The sequence below is a fragment of the Sphingopyxis sp. GW821-FHT10B01 genome (genome assembly GCF_059415685.1).
Map to the genome: position 1 here is coordinate 274,831 of NZ_JBWKNS010000005.1, position 17,609 is coordinate 292,439.

The window sequence follows — 17,609 nt, forward strand, 5'->3', positions numbered from 1 at the left end:
TTCGACAGGCGGCCGCTTCGAGCGCGTCCCGAGTTCTTGGACTGCGTGCGGAGGATCATCATCTTTCGCGCAACGGACTATCGTCGCTATCAAGCCATGGCCATGCGACAGCGCTCCTTGCGTCGCTGGATAAATTCAGCCCCAAATCCCGCTTGAACCTGCCAGCGGAGCGTTCGACGCCGATGAATTGGATGAGGTCGAACTCGACCTCGTCTCGACCTCGCGCGCGTTGGTGGAGGAAGTCGCGCACGGGGTTTGTGAGGCTTTCTACTCGCACAGCATAATAGGCGCGAGAGTTCCCCGCTATACGTTCGAACCGATCATGGCCGTGCTGGGGGTGGATAGCCCCGTCGGCGAATATCGCCCATCTCCTTGAGCGCAAACGCTGTTGACTGCCGACAATAAAAATACAATATGTATACACTGATTTATCGTCGGCATCCGCAACAGGGGTTTTCATGCAAGAGGGTTTTGAACGGCGCGCGCGGACGAGAAGCGTGCGGCGGTCTTTCGCGTCGTTGGCGGGTCCGAAGGGGCGGGGTCGATGACCGGTGCGCCGCGCAGCGACGACAATCTTGCCCCGGCGCTCGCGGCGTCGGCGATCGACATCCTCGGGCGCCTGATCGCGTTCGACACCACCTCTTCGGGTTCGAACCTTGCGCTGATCGCTTATGTCGAGACCTATCTGGCGGGGCATGGCGTCACCGCGCGGCGGATCGCGAACGCCGACGGCAGCAAGGCGAATTTGCTCGCGACGATCGGCCCTGTGGGCGCGCGGGGAATTGTGCTGTCGGGGCATACCGACGTCGTTCCGGTCGAAGGCCAGCCATGGAGCCGTGACCCCTTCACCCTCGTCGAGCATGAGGGGCGGCTCTATGGGCGCGGCACCGCCGACATGAAAAGCTTCATCGCGCTGGCGCTCGCGGCGGTGCCCTATCTTTCGCCCTCGACGATGACGCGTCCGGTCCATCTCGCCTTTTCCTATGACGAGGAGATCGGCTGCCTCGGCGCGCCCGACCTGATCGACGCGCTGGTAGCCGAGGGGCATCGCCCCGTGGCGGCGATCGTCGGCGAGCCGACCGACATGGCGATCATCAACAGCCACAAGGGCATTCACCTCTATGAAGTCGTCGTCACCGGGCGCGAGGCGCATTCGAGCCTGGTGCATGAGGGCGTCTCGGCGAACATGGTCGCGATCGAGATATTGGCGGTGCTCGGACGGATCGCCGAAAGCGAGCGCACGGATCATCGCGACGCGCGCTTCGACCCGCCCTGGTCCACGCTGACCGTGGGGACGATCCATGGCGGCACGGCGGCGAATATCCTCGCCCGCGAATGCCGCTTCACCTTCGACCTGCGCACGGTGCCCGATCGCGACATCGATGTCGTGCTCGCCCCCTTCTGGGCGGCGGTCGAGGAGGCGCGGACGCACCTGAAGCGGGAGGGCGGGGAAACCGGCGTTATGGTCCACCCGATCGCGCAGGTGCCGCCGCTGCGCCGCGAGGAAGACGGGGTCGCCGAACATTTTGCCGCGATGCTGAGCGAAGTCGAGACCCTCCCGGGCGCGGTATCCTATGGCGCCGAGGCGGGGCAGTTCCAGACGGCCGGCGTATCGACGGTGATTTGCGGCCCGGGTTCGATCATGCAGGCGCATCGCCCCGACGAATTTATCGAGATTGCGCAAATCGAGGCGGGCGCGCGGTTCATGTCGAGGTTGATTGCGATCACCCATGCAGAGTAGAGATCGGCGATGTGCGCAGCCCGAACCAAATCCGCAAAAGTCGCCGAATCAACCGAGGTGGTCGACATAGGCGACGAGATCGCCCGTCAGTCTTCGGGGCAGAAGGTCTATTCGCTGCTGCGCGAGCAGATATTGAATCTCGACCTGCCGCCGAACACCGAACTGGACGAGGTCCAGTTCAGCCGCGAATTGGGCGTTTCGCGCACGCCGATCCGCGAGGCGCTGATCCGGCTCGCGTCCGACAGCCTGGTCGTTCTGGCGCCGAACCGCGGCGCGCGCGTCGCGCCGCTCGACCTCGATCAGGTGCCGCAGGTCCTCGAAGCGCTCGAGCTTTACGAGCGCGCGACGACGCGCTGGGCCGCCCTGCGGCGGCAGCCGCACCATCTCGACCTGCTCGAACAGCGCAACCGGGAGTTTGCGGTCGCGAGCGAAACGCGCGACCCACGGCAGATCGTCGAGGCGAACTGGGCGTTTCACGATGCGATCAATCAGGCGTGCGGAAACAAATATCTTGCCGCCGACTGCTCGAAGATGCTGCGCGGCGTGATGCGCCTGTCGCTGCTCGCCTTTCGCCAGAATGGCGCGGCGCTGCTGAGCTATTCGGATGTCATCGATCAGCATAACCAGATGATCGATGCGATCCGCCGCGGCGATGCGGTCGAGGCCGAGCGGCTCGTCTATGAACATTCGGACGAGTTTCGCGAGCGGATGAAGGCCTTTATCGCCGGTTCCAGCACCGCCGATTTCTCGCTGTCCGGCCGCGGCTGAGCCGCGGCCACCAGCCTCAATCCTCCAGATCCTCCGCGACCTTGCCGCTTGCGCGGTAGAAGAAATATGCGGTCGGAACGGTCAGCGCCATGACGATGATCAGCGCATAGCGCAGGCCTTCGGGGCCATGGATCGCGCTGAAATGATCGCTGAGCGCGCCGGTGATCACTGGGCCAAGTCCGAAACCGAGCAGATTCCCGAAGAAGAGGACGACCGCGATCGCGGTCGCGCGGCGCGCGCTGCCGCACACTGCGTGGATCGCGGCGAAAGCCGCGGGCAGGGCGGCGTAGAGCAGGATGCCGCCAATCGTGCTGACGACCAGAAAGGTGGGAAGGTCGTCGATCAGGAACATCGCGCAATTGGGCACCGCCGCGAGGCCAAAGGCGATCGCGGGGAAGCGGACGATCCAGCGCGGATCGCGCCGCGACAGCGCATCCTGGATCGCGCCGCCGGCGAGGCTGCCGATCAGCACTGCAAACGCCGAGGTCGCGCCGTAGTAAAGTCCCGCCTGTTCGATCGGGCTTTCGATCACCCGCACAAGATAGGAGGGCACGAAAACGAGCGAGCCATAGGCGGCGAAATGATAGAGGGTAAAGCCCGCGAGCATCAACACGAACGATCGTTTTCCGGCGAGGCGCCCGACCGAGGTACGAAAATCCTCGCTGCTGCCGCGCCGCACCGCGGCATCGGCGCGCTGGCGCGGCTCGTCGAGCACCCAGTAAACGAGCGCAGCGATCAGCAGCCCGGGCAGGCCGAAGGCGACGAGGGTCGCGCGCCAGCCATAGGCGGCGACGAGCTGCGATCCCGCCGACAGGCCGATCAGATAACCGACCGTTCCCGATGTCGCGAAGATGCCGATGGCGCGGGCGCGCTGCGCGGTCGGGAAATAATCGACGATCAGCGACTGTGCGGGCGGGGTCGCGCCGGCCTCTCCCACCCCGACGCCGATGCGCGCGAGCAGCAGCTGCCAGAAGCTGGCCGCTGCGGCGCAGAGCACGGTCATCAGGCTCCACACCGAGATCGCGACCGCGATCAGTTTCTTGCGATTGCCGCGATCGGCAAAGCGCGCGATCGGCAGCCCGAACGCCGAATAGAGCAAGGCGAAGGAGAGGCCGCTCAGCAGGCCGAGCTGCGTGTCGGAAACCTGGAATTCGTGCTTGATCGGTTCGAGCAACACCGAGATGACGACGCGGTCGACCGAGCTTGAGGCACCGACGAGGAACAGGATCGCGAGGAAGGTCCAGCGCCGCGAGGGGGTGTAGAGATGCGCCGCGCCGCCGCCCTGCGTGGCGGCGGGGAGAGGGGGCGTACTCAATTGCGACCTTCCCATTGCGCGAACCAGCGCAGCACGCGGGTTCCCTGATCAATCTGCGCCTCGTAGCGCGCGGCGGCGTGGCCCTCTTCGGGATAGAGAACCAGTTCGGTCGGCACGTCGCCGAGGACGAGCGCGTGGTGGAACTGCACCGCCTGTGCCGACGGCGTGGTCTTGTCCATCTCGCCCGCGATCAGCAGCGTCGGGGTCGTCACCTTGTTCGCATGCGCCAGCGGGCTCCGCTGGTCGAAGACGCCGCCGACGTCATAGGGATCGCCGCCGGAATAAAGTGACAGGAATTCGGGATGATGCGCGGTGAAATACTGGCTGCGCATGTCGGTCAGCGGCGCGATCGCGCACGCGGCCTGAAAGCGCCCCGTCTGGCCGACGAGCCATGTGGTCATGAAGCCGCCATAGCTGCCCCCGGTGACGAACAGCCGGCTGCCGTCGACCGGATGATGGGCGATCACATGATCGACGCCCGCCAAAATATCGTGCGCATCCTCGCCCGCCATGTCGTCGATCACGCGGCTCGCGAAATCGAGCCCGCGCCCCGAACTGCCGCGCGGATTGGGAAAGAGCACGGCATAGCCCGCACTGACGAGCAACGCCGCGAGCGGGTTGTCGAAGCTCCAGCTGTCGCGGAACAGGTGCGAAGGGCCGCCGTGGATGAAGGCGACCAGCGGCGGGCGCTCGACCCCCTCGGGCATCGCGAGATAGCCGAGGATTTCGAGCCCGTCGCGGCCGTGCCAGCGCACGACCTCGGCGGGTTTCATCCGCGCCTGAATGGGCGCGAGATCGGGCGGGGTAAGGTCTAGCAGCATCTGTTCGCCCGCGGCATCCGAGCGCGCGAGATAGGGATAGCGGTCGAAGGCATGGCCGGGGACGAGAACCGCATCGCGTCCTTCGGGGATTGCATAGGGCACCTTGCGGCCCGCCGTGCCCGATGCGCGCCATTCGATCGCGACGGTGTTGCTTGCGATATCGAGCGTCCCCGCGACCGACCCGGGCGCGGCGAAGCCGGCGAAGAAGAGGCGGTTCGCATCGCGCCAGACGAGCGCCGAAACCTGCGCGCCCACATCGGGTTCGCGCGCCGCGCCGGTCGCGCGGTCGTAGAGGATGAGCGAGCCGAGCTGGACGGTGCGGTGGAAGCGTCCCTCGATCGCCGCGATCGTCTTGCCATCGGGCGAGGCGGTCACGCCTGCGATCTCGACTTCGGGCGCGGCAAAACGCTCGAACGCGCCGCCCGCAGCCGGGGCGATCGCGATTTCGGTCTGGTACCAGCCGCCCTCGGTCGGGCTGGCCGAGACGACCGCGACGACGGCATCGGGGCCGCACCAGTCGGCCTCCCAGACATTCTGGCCTTCGGCACCGACGCGCGCGAGTACGCCGCTTTCGGTGTCGAGGATATGCGCATGGCGCCACAGGCCGTCGTGGCCGCCCGTCTCGACGGTCGGCATCCACGAGGGGCGCTCGCTGGCGCCGCCGCCGATCCGCGCGGTTGCGGCTGATCCGGCGGCATCGGCGCCGGCGTCGGCGCTCTGAAGCAGGATATGGCGGCTGTCGGCCGCCCAGACGAAGCTCTCGATGGCCTCACCGGCGATGGGCGCGGGCGCGGCGGCGGCATCGGGCGCGTCGGCCGATGCGATCATCAGCTGGAAATTGCCCGCGCCATGATCGCGGTCGGACAGAAAGGCGAGCCGGGCGCCGTCGGGCGACCATTTCGGCTGACTGTCGTTCGCCGCATCGCTGCCGAGGAGCGTGACCGCGCCGTCGGGGGCGAGAAGGCCGATGCGCGTGACCGGAAAGCCGCCGCCGGCGCGCATCATCGGGCCCGAGAAGGCGATCACGCCGCTCGCCGGATTGGCCGCGACATGGACGATGCCATGGAACTGCGCGGCGCCGGGGCGATAGAGGCGCTCGAAATAGTCGCGGACCCGGGCTTCGACCGGATCGGTTGCGGGGGAGGAGGGGATTTTATCCGGGGAGGTCACGGGCAAACCTTTTGAAAAGGGGGCCGGATTGCTCCGGCCCCCATAGAGACTCAATAGCGGAATTCGAACTGCAGGCCGAAGGTGCGCGGACGCACCCGATACTGCTGGCTGATATCCGTCGGGGGCTGGGTGATGCCGTCCCAGCCGCCGATATTTTCGGCGTAAAGCGTGGCCGTCCACTTGTCGGGCGATTCGATCCCGATGCTGCCGCGCGCGAGCAAGGGGGCATCGCTGATGAAGCTCCGCGCTGCGCCCGCGACGAGCAGGCGTGCGGGGATTTTCGAGCGATAGGTCAGTGAACCCGACACGATGCCCTTCAGCCCCGCGTCTCCGACCGGGAACCGATAGTCGACGAAGCCGCTCGCGGTATATTCGGGCGAGAAGGCGAGCCGGTCGCCCTTTTTGTAAAGGGTAACGGGGCCGCCCGCGGTCTGCGTGATGATCGGACCCGACAGATCGAGGCCGTTCCAGCTGAAGGTGCCGCCGATGTCGAGCCCTTCGACCGGGTGCGCGGTCAGCGCAAGGTCGGCGCCGAGGCCGCTGGCCTTCGGTCCGTTGACCGATGCGGCGAAGACGACGCCGTTGATATCGACGTTCAGATTCTGCTGAATATCCTTCCAGTCGATATAATAGAGCGCGGCATCGAAGGTGAGTGCGCCGCCCAGCAGGCTGCCCTTCGCGCCGACCTCATAGTTCGACAGGCGGTCGGCCTTGACCGGCGGGATACCGGGTGCGGTGCGGATGATCGTCGGGCTCTGGTTGAAGCCGCTGCGGAAGCCCTGCGAATAGGAGGCATAGGCGGTGAACCGCCGGCTCGGCAGCCAGGTGATCACCGCGCGCGGGGTCACCGCGTCGAAGGTGTCGGTGCGGCGCGCGAGCGGCTGCGCGGGATTGCCCGTTGTCGGCGTAAGCTCGATCTGGGTCACGCGATCCTTGAAATAGCGCAGCCCGCCGGTGACTTCGAGCGTGCCGTCCATGAAGCTGCGCGTGACTTCGCCGAACGCCGCGAACGAACGCGACTTGTCCCGGAAGTTGATCGGCGCGGGGAGCACGAACAAGGTCTGGCTCAGAAGGTCGGATGCGTCGCGGTAGAAGCCGCCCACCGACCAGCGCCAGTCACCGCCGCCGGTCGAATTAATCAGCAGCTCTTCGGTGAAGATCTTCGAGCTGATTTCGGTATGGAGCGTCTGGTTGGCGGCGAGATTGGTGTAATCGCGCTCGCTGAGGTTCGAAAATTTGAGGTAGCTCGTCGCGCTCGACACCTCGAACGCGCCGAAGTCGTAACCAAGCTTGGCGCTGAACGCGTCATAGTTGAGTTTCTGCGGCAGCGGCACGGTGGTGAGCTGGTTGCCGTCATCATTGGCATAGGCGGGCGCATCCTGATCGATGCGCGAGATCCATGCCGACAGGCCGAAGCTGAGCGCGTCGGTCGGCTGGCCGTTGAGCTTGATGCGGACGTTGCGCGAGCGGCTGTCGTTGGCGTTTTTGACGCCGCGCGCGGGCTGGTCGATCCAGCCGCCGGCGCTTTCGAAGCCGCCGACGACGCGGAGGCCGAGCTTGCCTTCGACGAGCGGGATATTGACCGCCATGTCGCCGCGATAGCTCTGGTCGCCGCCTTCGGTTGCCGCGACACCGGCGCGGGTCTTGAGTTCGAAGCGGTCGAGATTGGCGTCGTTGGTGAGGACGCGCACGACGCCGTTCAGCGCGTTGGCGCCGTAAAGCGTGCCTTGCGGCCCGCGCAGCACTTCGATCCGCGACATGTCATAGGCGTTGGTGTCGGGAAGGATCGCCGATTTGACAAGGCCGAAGGGAACCGAGTCGATATAGAAGGCCGAGGTGCTCGACCCCGCGAGCGTCGCGCCGTTCGCGGCGACACCGCGAATCGTGAGCTGGGTCCCGCCGCCCTGCGGCGAGTTGGTGATCGAGATGCCGGCGACCGAGCGCAGGGCTTCGCTGACGCCGCCGCTGGCCTGGGCGTCGAGGTCCTTGCCGCTGAGCGAGGAGATCGAGATCGGAACATCCTGGAGCCGTTCTTCGCGCTTCTGCGCGGTCACCACGATTTCGTTCGCGCCGTCGGCGCCTTCGGCTTCATCGGCGGTCTGCGCGAGGGCGGGGGTCGCCCACAACAGAGCGGCGAGAACGCCAAGGCCGGATCCAGTCTTCAACTTGCTACGCATATTATCCCCTTTTGCACTTTTTTAGGATTGTGACGAGAGTGCGAATACCCAGTGAACACATTGTGTATAATCTGTGTAGACAAGTCAAGCGTGGGTGATTAGTCCGGTGCCATCGGCAACGGAGAGGCGCATCATGGAACCGGAAATCGCAGCAGAATCAGTGGGAAGCGCCCCGGTCGAAACCTTTCGCGGAGTCGTCTTTCCCTGGCATTGCGACGCGATGGGGCACATGTCGGTGCAGCATCAGGTGCCGCTTCTCGACAATGCGGTTTATCATTTGCTCGGATTTTTTGGTCCGACAGCGGGGCAGGTTGATGGCCGCAACGCCGGCTGGGCCGATGTCTCGCACGAGATTCGCTACCTTCACGAACTGGTCGCGGGCGACCTGCTGATCCTCACGAGCGGCATCCTGGCAGTGGGGCGCTCGTCGGTGCGGCACCGGACGATCCTGTCGCGACGCTCCGACGCTGCAGCTTGCACGATATTGGAGGGCGTCACCGTCCGCTTCGACCTCGGCGCGCGCAAGGCGACGCCCTTGTCGGATCGCGAACGCGCCATCGCCGGGCAGCTGATGCTGCCGGCCGAAACGAACTGAACTCAAGGGAGATTTTATGGAACGGGTATTGGTCACAGGGGCGGGCGACAGCGTCGGCCGCGCGATTGCCGAGCGTTTTCTGCAAAAGGGCGCCAAGGTGCATATCTGCGACGTGCGCGGCGATGCGGTCGCGGCGACGCTCGCGGCGAATCCGGGAATGAGCGGCAGCGTCACCGATGTCGGCGTGCGCAGCGAGGTCGATGCCTTGTTTGCCGATGTCCGCGCAAACGTCGGCGACCTCACGATATTGGTGAACGTCGTCGGCATGGCGGGACCGCGCGCCGCGATCGAGGATATCGACGAGGATGAGTGGGACAAGACGATCGGGGTCAACCTGTCGGGCATGTTCTATACGATGAAGCGCGCCGTCCCGATGCTGAAGGCGAACGGCGGCGGCTCGATCGTCAATTTCTCGACCTGCTCGACACGCACCGGCATTCCGTTTCGCGCGCCCTATATCGCGTCGAAAGCTGGCGTCGAGGGGCTGACCAAGAACAGCGCGCGCGAGCTTGGCCCGTCGGGCATTCGCGTCAACGCGATCCTGCCCGGCATCATCAACAACGACCGCTTTCGCTTTATCGTCCAGCGCAATGTCGACGCGACGGGGCGCAGCTTCGACGACATCGAGAATGACTATCTCAAATATGTGTCGCTGCGCTGCAAGGTCGAGCTCAGCGAGTTCGCCGACATGGTCGAATTCATCACCTCGGACGCCGGCAAGAAGATCACCGGCGAGATCATCGCCGTGAGCGGCAATATGGAATGGGAAGAATGACGATGAGCAAGAAGACGATCCTGACCTGCGCGGTGACCGGCGGCGCGCCTTACAACAAGAAGCATCCGTCGATGCCGGTGACGCCGAAGCAGATCGCCGACGCGTGTATCGAAGCGGCCTCGGCCGGGGCGAGCATCGTCCATATCCACGTCCGCGATCCCGAGACGGGCGAGGGCAATCGCGACCGCGCGCATTTCCGGGAAGTCGTCGACCGCGTGCGACAGACGGGCACCGACATCGTGCTCAACCTGACGTGCGGGATGGGCGCCTATTTCCTGCCCGATCCCGAAAATGAAGGGCTGATGCTGCCCGGCAGCGATGTCGTCGGCGTCGACGAGCGCGTCGCGCATGTCGAGGAGCTGCTGCCCGAAATTGCGACGCTGGACATCGTCACCAACAATCAGGTCGAAGGGCCGACCGAATATATTTATTTCAGCCCGGCGCACACGCTGCGCGCGATGGCGAAGCGGTTCCAGGCCGCAGGCGTCAAACCCGAACTCGAAGTGTTCGGCGCCGGCGACATCCTGTTCGGCAACAAGCTGGTCGAGGAAGGGCTGATCGACGGCCCGCCGATGATGCAGATGGTGCTCGGCGTGCAATGGGCGGCGCCACACGGGGTGGAGACGATCCTGTATCAGAAGAGCCTGATGGCGCCCGGCACGATATGGGGCGCATTCGGTATCGGCCGCGAACAGATGCCGATGCTGGCGCATACGCTGCTGCTCGGCGGCAATATCCGCGTCGGGCTGGAGGATAATCTCTATATGTCGCGCGGGGTCTGGGCGACCAATGGCCAGCTGGTCGAGCGCGCCTATACGCTCGTCAACGCGGTCGGCGGCTATGAGGTCGCAACGCCTGCTGAAACGCGCGAAATGCTGAAGCTCAGAACCCCGGGCGCATGACCGGGGCGATGGCGACCATCCCTTATTATGACGCCGAAGCGGTCGCGCGGGCAACGCCGATGCCCGCGCTGATCGCGGCGTTGCGGCGTGCCTTTGCCTCCGGCGAATATCATGCGCCGCCGCGGCTGGCCGCCGATATGGGCGGCGCGTCGCTGCTCGTCATGCCGGCGTGGAAGGGGAGCGAGCGGGTCGGGACGAAGATCGTCACCGTCGATCCGCGCGCGCGTCCCTCGATCCAGTCGACCTATATATTGAGCGATCGCGCTTCCGGCCGGCCGATTGCTGCGATCGACGGCGCCGTGCTCACCCGCCGCCGCACGGCCGCGGCATCGGTTCTTGCCGCATCGGCGCTCGCGCGGCCTGCGTCGGCCACCTTGCTCGTCATCGGGACCGGCACCCTCAATGCGCCGATTATCGAAGCCTATGCCTCCGCTTTTGCATTGGAGCAGGTCCTCGTCTGGGGCCGCGACGCGGACAAGGCCGAGGCGGCGGCGCGCGCGGCACGCGCGCAGGGATATCCCGTAGCGGCAATCGCGACGGTCGAGGCGGGACTCGCGGTGGCCGATATCGTGTCGGCCGCGACACTCGCGACTGCACCGCTGATCGCGGGTGCGGCGCTGCGGCCCGGCATGCACATCGACCTGATCGGCGCCTTTCGCCCCGAGATGTGCGAGGCCGATGCCGGGAGCTTCGCTCGTGCGCGCGTCTTCGTCGATACGCACGAAGGCGCGATGGACGAGGCGGGAGACCTGCTGCAGGCGATCGCTGCGGGTGCGATCGGTGCGGACGCGATCGAAGCCGATCTTGCGGCGCTTTGTTCCGGCGCGCATCCAGGCCGCGGCGAGGATGAGACGGCGATCACCCTGTTCAAATCGGTGGGCACCGCGATCGAGGATCTCGCGGCGGCCGAACTCGTCGTGGGGAACGTTGGGCCGTGAAGCTTGAACCGATCGACCATGCGCTGCTGGCGGGCGAACATGGCGCCGCTGCCGCGCGCGCCATGGCGCTTCTTGTCCGTTACGGCACCGCATGCGGCGCCGACCGTTTCATCGACATCGAGTCCGCGCATATCGACGGTTGCCTCTATCACGGACCGTCGAGCATCGATTTTGCGCAGCATTTTGTCGATCTGGGTGGAAAGGTCCGTGTTCCGACGACGCTCAACGTCGCGGCGGTCGATGTCACCCACCCCGGCTGGAATTGCGGGCCCCCCGAAATCATCGCGCAGCAGGAGACGCTGACCCGTCTGCACGAGCAGCTCGGATGCCTGCCGACGCTGACCTGCGCGCCCTATCAGCGGATGGCGCGTCCGCGGCGCGGCGAGCATGTCGCCTGGGCGGAATCCAATGCGATCGTTTTCATCAATTCGGTGCTCGGCGCGCGGACCGACCGTTATGGCGATTTCACCGACCTTTGCGCGGCTTTGACCGGGCGGGTGCCGCTCGCGGGGCTGCATCGCGACGAAGCGCGGCGTCCGACTGTTCTCTTCGAATTGCCCTCGGTCGAGGCGACCGCTTTGCCGCGCGACCTCTATTTCGCCGCGATCGGCTATGTCGTCGGCCGCCGTGCGCCGGGAATCGTCCCCTATTTGCGTGGGCTTCCGCTCGATGCGAGCGAGGACGAGCTGAAAGCGCTCGGGGCGACGGGGGCGTCGTCGGGCGCGCTTGCGCTGTTTCATGCCGAAGGCGTGACGCCCGAGGCCGCGGACATGCCGACCGATGGCGTGAAGGTCGAGGTGATCTCGCCGGCTGAGCCGGCTGCGGCGATCGCATCGCTCTGTCGTGCGGTGGAGGGCGAGGGCGTCGCGGCGGTCTGTCTCGGCACACCGCATTATTCGATCCGCGAATTTGCGCAGCTCAACCGCACGGTCGAGGGCCGCCGCCGGTCGCCGGAGACCGAGATCTATGTATCGACCTCGCGCGAGATTGCGGCCGCGGTCGCGGCGGATCCGGCGTTCGATGCCTTGCGCGCCTTCGGCGTCAACATGATCGTCGACACCTGCACCTATCTCGCGCCCGTGGTTCGCCAGACGTCGGGCCTGATCCTGACGACGTCGGGCAAATATGCCCATTATGGCCCCGGCAATCTGGGACGGCGCGTGGCGCTGATGACGCTCGAACGCTGCATTCGGTCGGCCGAAACGGGCCGGGTGGCGGCGCCATGCTGATCCCCGGACAGGCGCTGATCGAGGGACTGGCAAGCGGGACCCTGCTGAGGCTCACCGAGCCGCTGAGCCTGTGGGGCGGGGTCGACCTGCAGACCGGGTGCATCGTCGACGCCTCGCACCCCCAGCGGGGCGCGGTGCTGGCCAACCGGCTGCTCGTGATGCCGGGAAGCCGGGGATCGTCTTCCTCTTCGAGCGCCCTCGTCGAACTCGCGCGGACCGGGCGGGCGCCCGCAGGGGTGATCACGACGCGGAGCGATCCGATCCTCACCATCGGCGCGCTGGTCGCCGACTATCTTTATGGCGCGGCCATCCCGATGCTGATCGTGTCCGACGAGGATTTCGTAAAAGTCCGGTGCGGCACGACCGGCCATTTATGGTGTGAAACCGACCGGGCGGTGCTGACCGTCCCGGGGCATGAGTCAGTCCAGTTCTCGAACCCGTCGGTCTAGATGATGTGGGGTCGAAGTCGGGCGCGCGGTCTGCTCTGCCGCGCTTCCGGACCAAAAGCTGACGGACCGCTATCGGGGCTCGCTTCGCGAATTGGCTCGCGCAAAGCCGAAATGGCAACTTCCGGACGTCCTTTTTCTTAAATGAGAGCCCGGTTATCGCAATGATCGATTTCTAGCATCGGCAGTCGGGCTTGCGCTGCGGGAGACACATTGCTTACTCCTCGTTTCCTGAAGGGGGAGCTTCAGCCTGTACCGCGATCCGTTTCGTTGTTCTGCAAAGAGGACGAGGACGGAGCGTTGGGATCGGGCTTCTCCCGGGCATGAGGGGGGCAGCCAATGGCGTTCAGGATCTGGATCGGGATGCTGGCTCTCCTTGCCGCGCCATGTTTCGCCCAACCGCCGTCGGTTCCGTCCGAGTTACGTGCGCACGCCGACGCGATGATCGAGGGCTATTATGCCTCCCTTCCTGAAAAACGACGCGAGGCACTCCGAAAACTTTCGCCCGACGAAGCGGCCGAGTTCACTCCGTTCGACATCAATGCGGACGGGATCCCCGACTGGCGCGTTGAATATTCACTTGTCGCGATGTGCGGTACGGGGGGCTGTGCCAATGAAATCCATGTTTCGCGCCCCGGGGGCGGGTTCGATATGGTGCTCCGCCGGCAATTCCTGGGCATGAAGCTGCAGCATGACGAAGGCGGTACGGCGCTTCTCCGCTTATCGGTGCACGGCGGCAATTGCACCGGCCACAGCCAGACCGAATGTGCGTTGGGATTTCGGTGGGATCAGGCAAGTCGCCGCTTCGTGGACGCGATGCTCTCCGGAACGGCAGCTCGCCGCTACGGCTTTTCGATGATCGAACCCGTGATCGGAACCGAGGTGCCGCCTCCGTTTCCGTCCGTACTGCTGCCAGCTTTGCGCGAAGCCGAGGCCGCGTGCAAACGCTATCGCCGGTCGGCCCGGCCGGTCCGCTTCGGTGCCGAACCGGTCGCCGACTTCGACGGTGATGGCCGCCTCGACTGGCTGATCGGGCAAAGCGCTCATTGCTCGATCGACGACGATGTGGAAGGTCGGCGCCTTCCCGTCACGCTTTGGCTCGACCGTGATGAAGCGCCCGAGCGAGCCGTCTCGATCGCGACGGGCGACGTCTTTTTCGACGTTTCGAATACTCGTCCCGTGCTCGCAATCGATTGCCGTTCCGAGGAGAGCGATTGTAACGAAGACGCCTTCGCGTGGGACGCGGCTAGCCGGACGATGCGGCGGATCGAACCCGTCCGGCTGGGCTCCGCCGATGCGGCCTTTTTGTCGGAATCGATCATACGCCTCAAACCAGGAGGCGAAGCCGTCCCCCTTCCATCGCCGGAGGCTGTAGCCCGCGCGTCGACGCTGGTGACTGTTTTGGAGCACGACGCTTCTCCGACCGACCCGCTTCTGGCGCGCGGACGCCTCGTGCAGGGAGCAATGTTGACGCTCGCCGGTGGGGCGAGCGGGCTCGAACCTCTGCGCCGCGCGGTACAACAACTTGCCTATCAGGCGGCCGATGAGGATGATGCCCATCGTCTCGCTTCGCTGTATCGCGCGCGGGCGGCGCGCGGAACCGACGAGGCCGATGACCGATATTATGGTGCACGCGACGCCTTCCTGATTTTAGAAGACACTCCGCTGGACGGAATTTCGCTGCGAGGCCTCGAACTCGCAATCGAGGAGGGGTTTCGCCGCGGCTATATGGATAATGTCGGGAACGGCGCCAGCCGGAAGGATGGGCTTGGTATCGGGCCGGGGGCGTGGGTCGAGACCGGGATCATTGCGGCATATGAGGCCGATCTTGCGCGGCGCGAGAAGCGCTTCGCTGATGCCGCGGCTATCGAGACGGCATCGCTTGGCCAATTGGCCGGGCGTGAAAGTCCCGCGGCAGCGGTATTACATGCTGGCCTTGCGAAAAGTCTCATGGGGCTCGGGCGGCTTGCCGAGGCCGAGGGACACGTCCGATCGGCCGCGCGGCTGTGCGCAGCATTCGCAGGGCCGAACGAAAGCGACGCGATGGCGGCGCAGTCCGATCTTGCCGCGGCTCTGCTGTCGCTCGGCCGGACATCCGAGGCCGAAATGATTCTCCGCCAGGCGGTCGCCAAGCTGCGTAGCCTGGACGGAGACAATTATATGCTCGCGCAGGCACTACGCCGCCTTGCGGAAGCGGTGCTCGATGCGGGACGTGTGCGCGACGCTGCGGACCTTCTCAAGGCAACGCGCACCGAGGAAAGTCGCCTCGATGCGCGCGATGTCGTCGATCCCGCCTATATGATTTACGAAACCAACGAGCCGGCGCGCCTGCTCGCCCGCACCCATATGGCGCTTGGAGAGGCTGCCGACGGGACGGCCGAATTTGCTGATCTGGTCGGCAGGCTGAATTTTGTCTCCAATGTCGAAACGGCGTCGATCGGCATCTTGCTCGACGCGATCGAATTCGGCGGGGCGTCCTTTTCCGACGATCAACTGGCCGAAATGGCGAAGTCACTGGATGCGCCGGGCCGTCAGCCAAAGGATATCGCCGCGCGCGCGGTCGAGGTCGCCGAAGAGGCGTTGCCGGTTGGGCACCCCATGATCGCGCGCGCGCATCGCCTGTTCGTTCGAACGCTCGTCGATGCCGCGGATCCGGCGGCCGAACCAGCGCTCACTGTGGCGCTTGCGCTGGCCCATGCGCAACAGCAGGATGGTCGTCTCGGGGGCATGGAGATCCGCAACGAAGCCGTGCGCTATTATCTCGCGCATGACGAAGAGGGCGGCGAAGAGCGGGCCTTGGCTCTGGCACGCGAAGCGGTCGTCATCGCACGCACTCGACGTGCCGCCCTTGGCCGCGAGGCATGGGCTGGTGTCGCCGATCCCGAACTTCGCCGGGCATTTATCGGGCTGGTCGCAGTTGCGGCCTCGCAGGTGCAGCAGCAGACGGGCGCGTTCGATCCGAGGCTCGCTGACGAAGCCTTTCGGGCACTTCAGGAGGCCGAGCTGTCACCGGCAGCGATTGCGATGCGTCGCAATATTCTTCGTTCCCTCGCGGAATCGACAAAAGACAAGAATATTCTGCCTGTTTTTCAAGAGTTTCGGGCGGCGGAGCGCGAGCATGAAGCCTTGGGTCGCCTCTATCTGTCTGCCCTGACGGGCTCATCGAGCGGCGACCCATCGGCGCTGCAGATCCGGCAATTGGCTGCGCGGGACAAGATGGAGAAGCTCGATGCCCAGCTCCGGGCCGCATTGCCTCGCTATCGCGAAGCCGCCACGGACGATCCTCTTTCGCTCGGGGAAATGCTCGCGCGACTGGGAGGGCGGCAAGGCCTGTATCTTATCGGCGGTGATGAGCGGGATCTGGCGGCCATGTTGGTCAGCGCTTCGGGGCCCCGCCTTCTTTATGCGCGCGGTGGCGTCGCTCTCCTGGCGCGCGATAGCGCGCGTCTGCGCTGCATGCTCGATAAGACCTTCTGCACGGAAGCCATTTCTTCGGGAATCGACTCCGATACCTTGCGCGCCAACTATCCCTGGGATGCTACCGACCCCTTCGATCTGTCTGCGGCGGCGCGAGTCAGCGAGGCGATATTGGCGCCGTTGGCTGCGGGGCTTGGCGGGCTCGATACGCTTTATGCCGTCCAACAGGGACGTACCGGCGATCTGCCGCTCGCCATCCTCCCGCTGTCCCGCTCGCCGACCGACGATGCGTTCAATCCGTCTGACATGGAAGGCGTGGAATGGCTGATCGATCGGGTCGCCGTCGTTCAGTTACCAGCGGCCGACATACTCACACCGACCTCCAGGCTCCCGGTTGCGCCGGCGTCCGATACTTTTCTCGGGATCGGCAATCCGGTTCTGTACGGCAAACGCCCCGCATCGTCCGGGCTCGGAAGCATCATGCCGCGGTCGGCGGAGCCAGAAGGCTATCTTGCCGATGTCAGCGCGATCGCCGCGCTTCGTCCCTTGCCCGGAACACAGCGAGAGCTTGAAGGGCTGGCGCGGGCACTGGGCGCGAGCGAGGCGAATCTGATTACGGGCGTTCAAGCGACGGAGGCTCGGGTAAAGAGCGACGGCCGGTTGGCGAGCGTCCATATTCTTTCCTTCGCCACGCATGGATTGTTGCCCGGCAATCTCGACGGCCTGTCGGAGCCTGGCCTCGTGCTCACGCCGCCCGCCGAGGCCAGCGGCGGCGACGATGGCTTACTCCTCGCATCCGAAGTCGCCCGGCTCGAACTCAACGCCCGGCTGGTTCTCTTGTCGGCATGCAACACGGCATCGGCAAGTGGCGAACCGGGAAGCGATTCTCTTTCCACACTGGCCCGTGCTTTCCTTGTAGCAGGAGCTGAAACGGTAATCGCGTCGCGGTGGAGCGTCCTCGACGACGCTACTGCCGCGCTCGTCACTACGATGGCGTCGCGTCGGGCCGCAAACCCGGCGTTGACTCCGGCGGGCGCGTTGCGTGAGGCCATGATCGCGGTACGTTCCGGTCATACGGTGGATGGAGCAACGGTACCCGGATGGCGCGAAAGCTGGAAACATCCCCGAGCCTGGGGGCCCTTCATTCTCGTCGCGTCCCGCGATTAGCGGCGGCAGATAATCTCGTTGCCCCCGGTCAACGATGTCAGTGGCATTTTACGGGGCATCGCGAAACGTACAGAGCCGCGCGGAACTGACGTTCCTCGCTCTGGACGACGAACGGCATGGAAGAGCCGACAAACGGCCTTGATCCTGC

General features: G+C 65.4%; 13 protein-coding genes. 9 read left to right on the forward strand and 4 right to left on the reverse strand.

Features of this window, described 5'->3' with window-relative positions:
• Positions 1-544: 544 nt before the first annotated feature.
• A complete protein-coding gene (gene argE / locus AC07NV_RS16750; RefSeq protein ID WP_495167518.1) occupies positions 545-1,741 on the forward strand; it encodes an acetylornithine deacetylase in 1,197 nt (398 codons plus the stop codon).
• A 57-nt stretch (positions 1,742-1,798) separates the two neighbouring features.
• Positions 1,799-2,509, forward strand: a complete 711-nt coding sequence (locus AC07NV_RS16755) for a GntR family transcriptional regulator (RefSeq protein WP_495167519.1) — start codon at positions 1,799-1,801, stop codon at positions 2,507-2,509.
• A gap of 16 nt (positions 2,510-2,525) precedes the next feature.
• Here AC07NV_RS16755 and AC07NV_RS16760 read toward each other — a convergent pair whose 3' ends face one another.
• From AC07NV_RS16760 to AC07NV_RS16770, 3 genes are read right to left on the reverse strand one after another with little or no spacing between them, the layout of a single operon-like run.
• Complete coding sequence (locus AC07NV_RS16760; RefSeq protein ID WP_495167520.1) at positions 2,526-3,824, reverse strand: spinster family MFS transporter; 1,299 nt, start codon at positions 3,822-3,824, stop codon at positions 2,526-2,528.
• Positions 3,821-5,815, reverse strand: a complete 1,995-nt coding sequence (locus tag AC07NV_RS16765) for an alpha/beta hydrolase family protein (protein WP_495167521.1) — start codon at positions 5,813-5,815, stop codon at positions 3,821-3,823. The genes AC07NV_RS16760 and AC07NV_RS16765 overlap by 4 nt, the downstream gene beginning before the upstream one ends.
• A gap of 50 nt (positions 5,816-5,865) precedes the next feature.
• The gene (locus AC07NV_RS16770) at positions 5,866-7,992 is read right to left on the reverse strand and encodes a TonB-dependent receptor (RefSeq protein WP_495167522.1); all 2,127 of its coding nucleotides are present in this window, start codon (positions 7,990-7,992) and stop codon (positions 5,866-5,868) included.
• 160 nt (positions 7,993-8,152) lie between these two features.
• Between AC07NV_RS16770 and AC07NV_RS16775 the strand changes: the two genes are divergently transcribed.
• Genes AC07NV_RS16775 through AC07NV_RS16800 form a run of 6 tightly spaced genes read left to right on the forward strand, consistent with a single transcriptional unit; the run spans position 8,153 to position 12,880 of the window.
• Positions 8,153-8,587, forward strand: a complete 435-nt coding sequence (locus AC07NV_RS16775) for an acyl-CoA thioesterase (protein ID WP_495167523.1) — start codon at positions 8,153-8,155, stop codon at positions 8,585-8,587.
• 16 nt (positions 8,588-8,603) lie between these two features.
• Positions 8,604-9,362: an SDR family oxidoreductase gene (locus AC07NV_RS16780; protein ID WP_495167524.1), complete on the forward strand. Its 759-nt coding sequence runs from the start codon at positions 8,604-8,606 to the stop codon at positions 9,360-9,362.
• Entirely contained in the window at positions 9,359-10,264 is a 906-nt protein-coding gene (locus tag AC07NV_RS16785) for a beta-keto acid cleavage family enzyme (protein WP_495167525.1), read from the forward strand. Before AC07NV_RS16780 ends, AC07NV_RS16785 begins: the two co-directional genes overlap by 4 nt.
• A gap of 8 nt (positions 10,265-10,272) precedes the next feature.
• Complete coding sequence (locus AC07NV_RS16790) at positions 10,273-11,202, forward strand: hypothetical protein (protein WP_495167526.1); 930 nt, start codon at positions 10,273-10,275, stop codon at positions 11,200-11,202.
• The gene (locus tag AC07NV_RS16795) at positions 11,199-12,431 is read left to right on the forward strand and encodes an aconitase X (protein WP_495167527.1); all 1,233 of its coding nucleotides are present in this window, start codon (positions 11,199-11,201) and stop codon (positions 12,429-12,431) included. The genes AC07NV_RS16790 and AC07NV_RS16795 overlap by 4 nt, the downstream gene beginning before the upstream one ends.
• On the forward strand, positions 12,425-12,880 hold the full coding sequence (locus tag AC07NV_RS16800) for an aconitase X swivel domain-containing protein (RefSeq protein ID WP_495167528.1): 456 nt from the start codon (positions 12,425-12,427) through the stop codon (positions 12,878-12,880). Before AC07NV_RS16795 ends, AC07NV_RS16800 begins: the two co-directional genes overlap by 7 nt.
• Positions 12,881-13,597: 717 nt before the next feature.
• Here AC07NV_RS16800 and AC07NV_RS16805 read toward each other — a convergent pair.
• Positions 13,598-14,437 carry a hypothetical protein gene (locus AC07NV_RS16805; RefSeq protein WP_495167661.1) on the reverse strand — a complete coding sequence of 280 codons (840 nt, stop codon included), beginning with the start codon at positions 14,435-14,437 and terminating at the stop codon, positions 13,598-13,600.
• A gap of 168 nt (positions 14,438-14,605) precedes the next feature.
• On the opposite strand from AC07NV_RS16805, the gene AC07NV_RS16810 reads away from it, so the two are divergent.
• Entirely contained in the window at positions 14,606-17,461 is a 2,856-nt protein-coding gene (locus AC07NV_RS16810; protein WP_495167655.1) for a CHAT domain-containing protein, read from the forward strand.
• Positions 17,462-17,609: the final 148 nt, after the last annotated feature.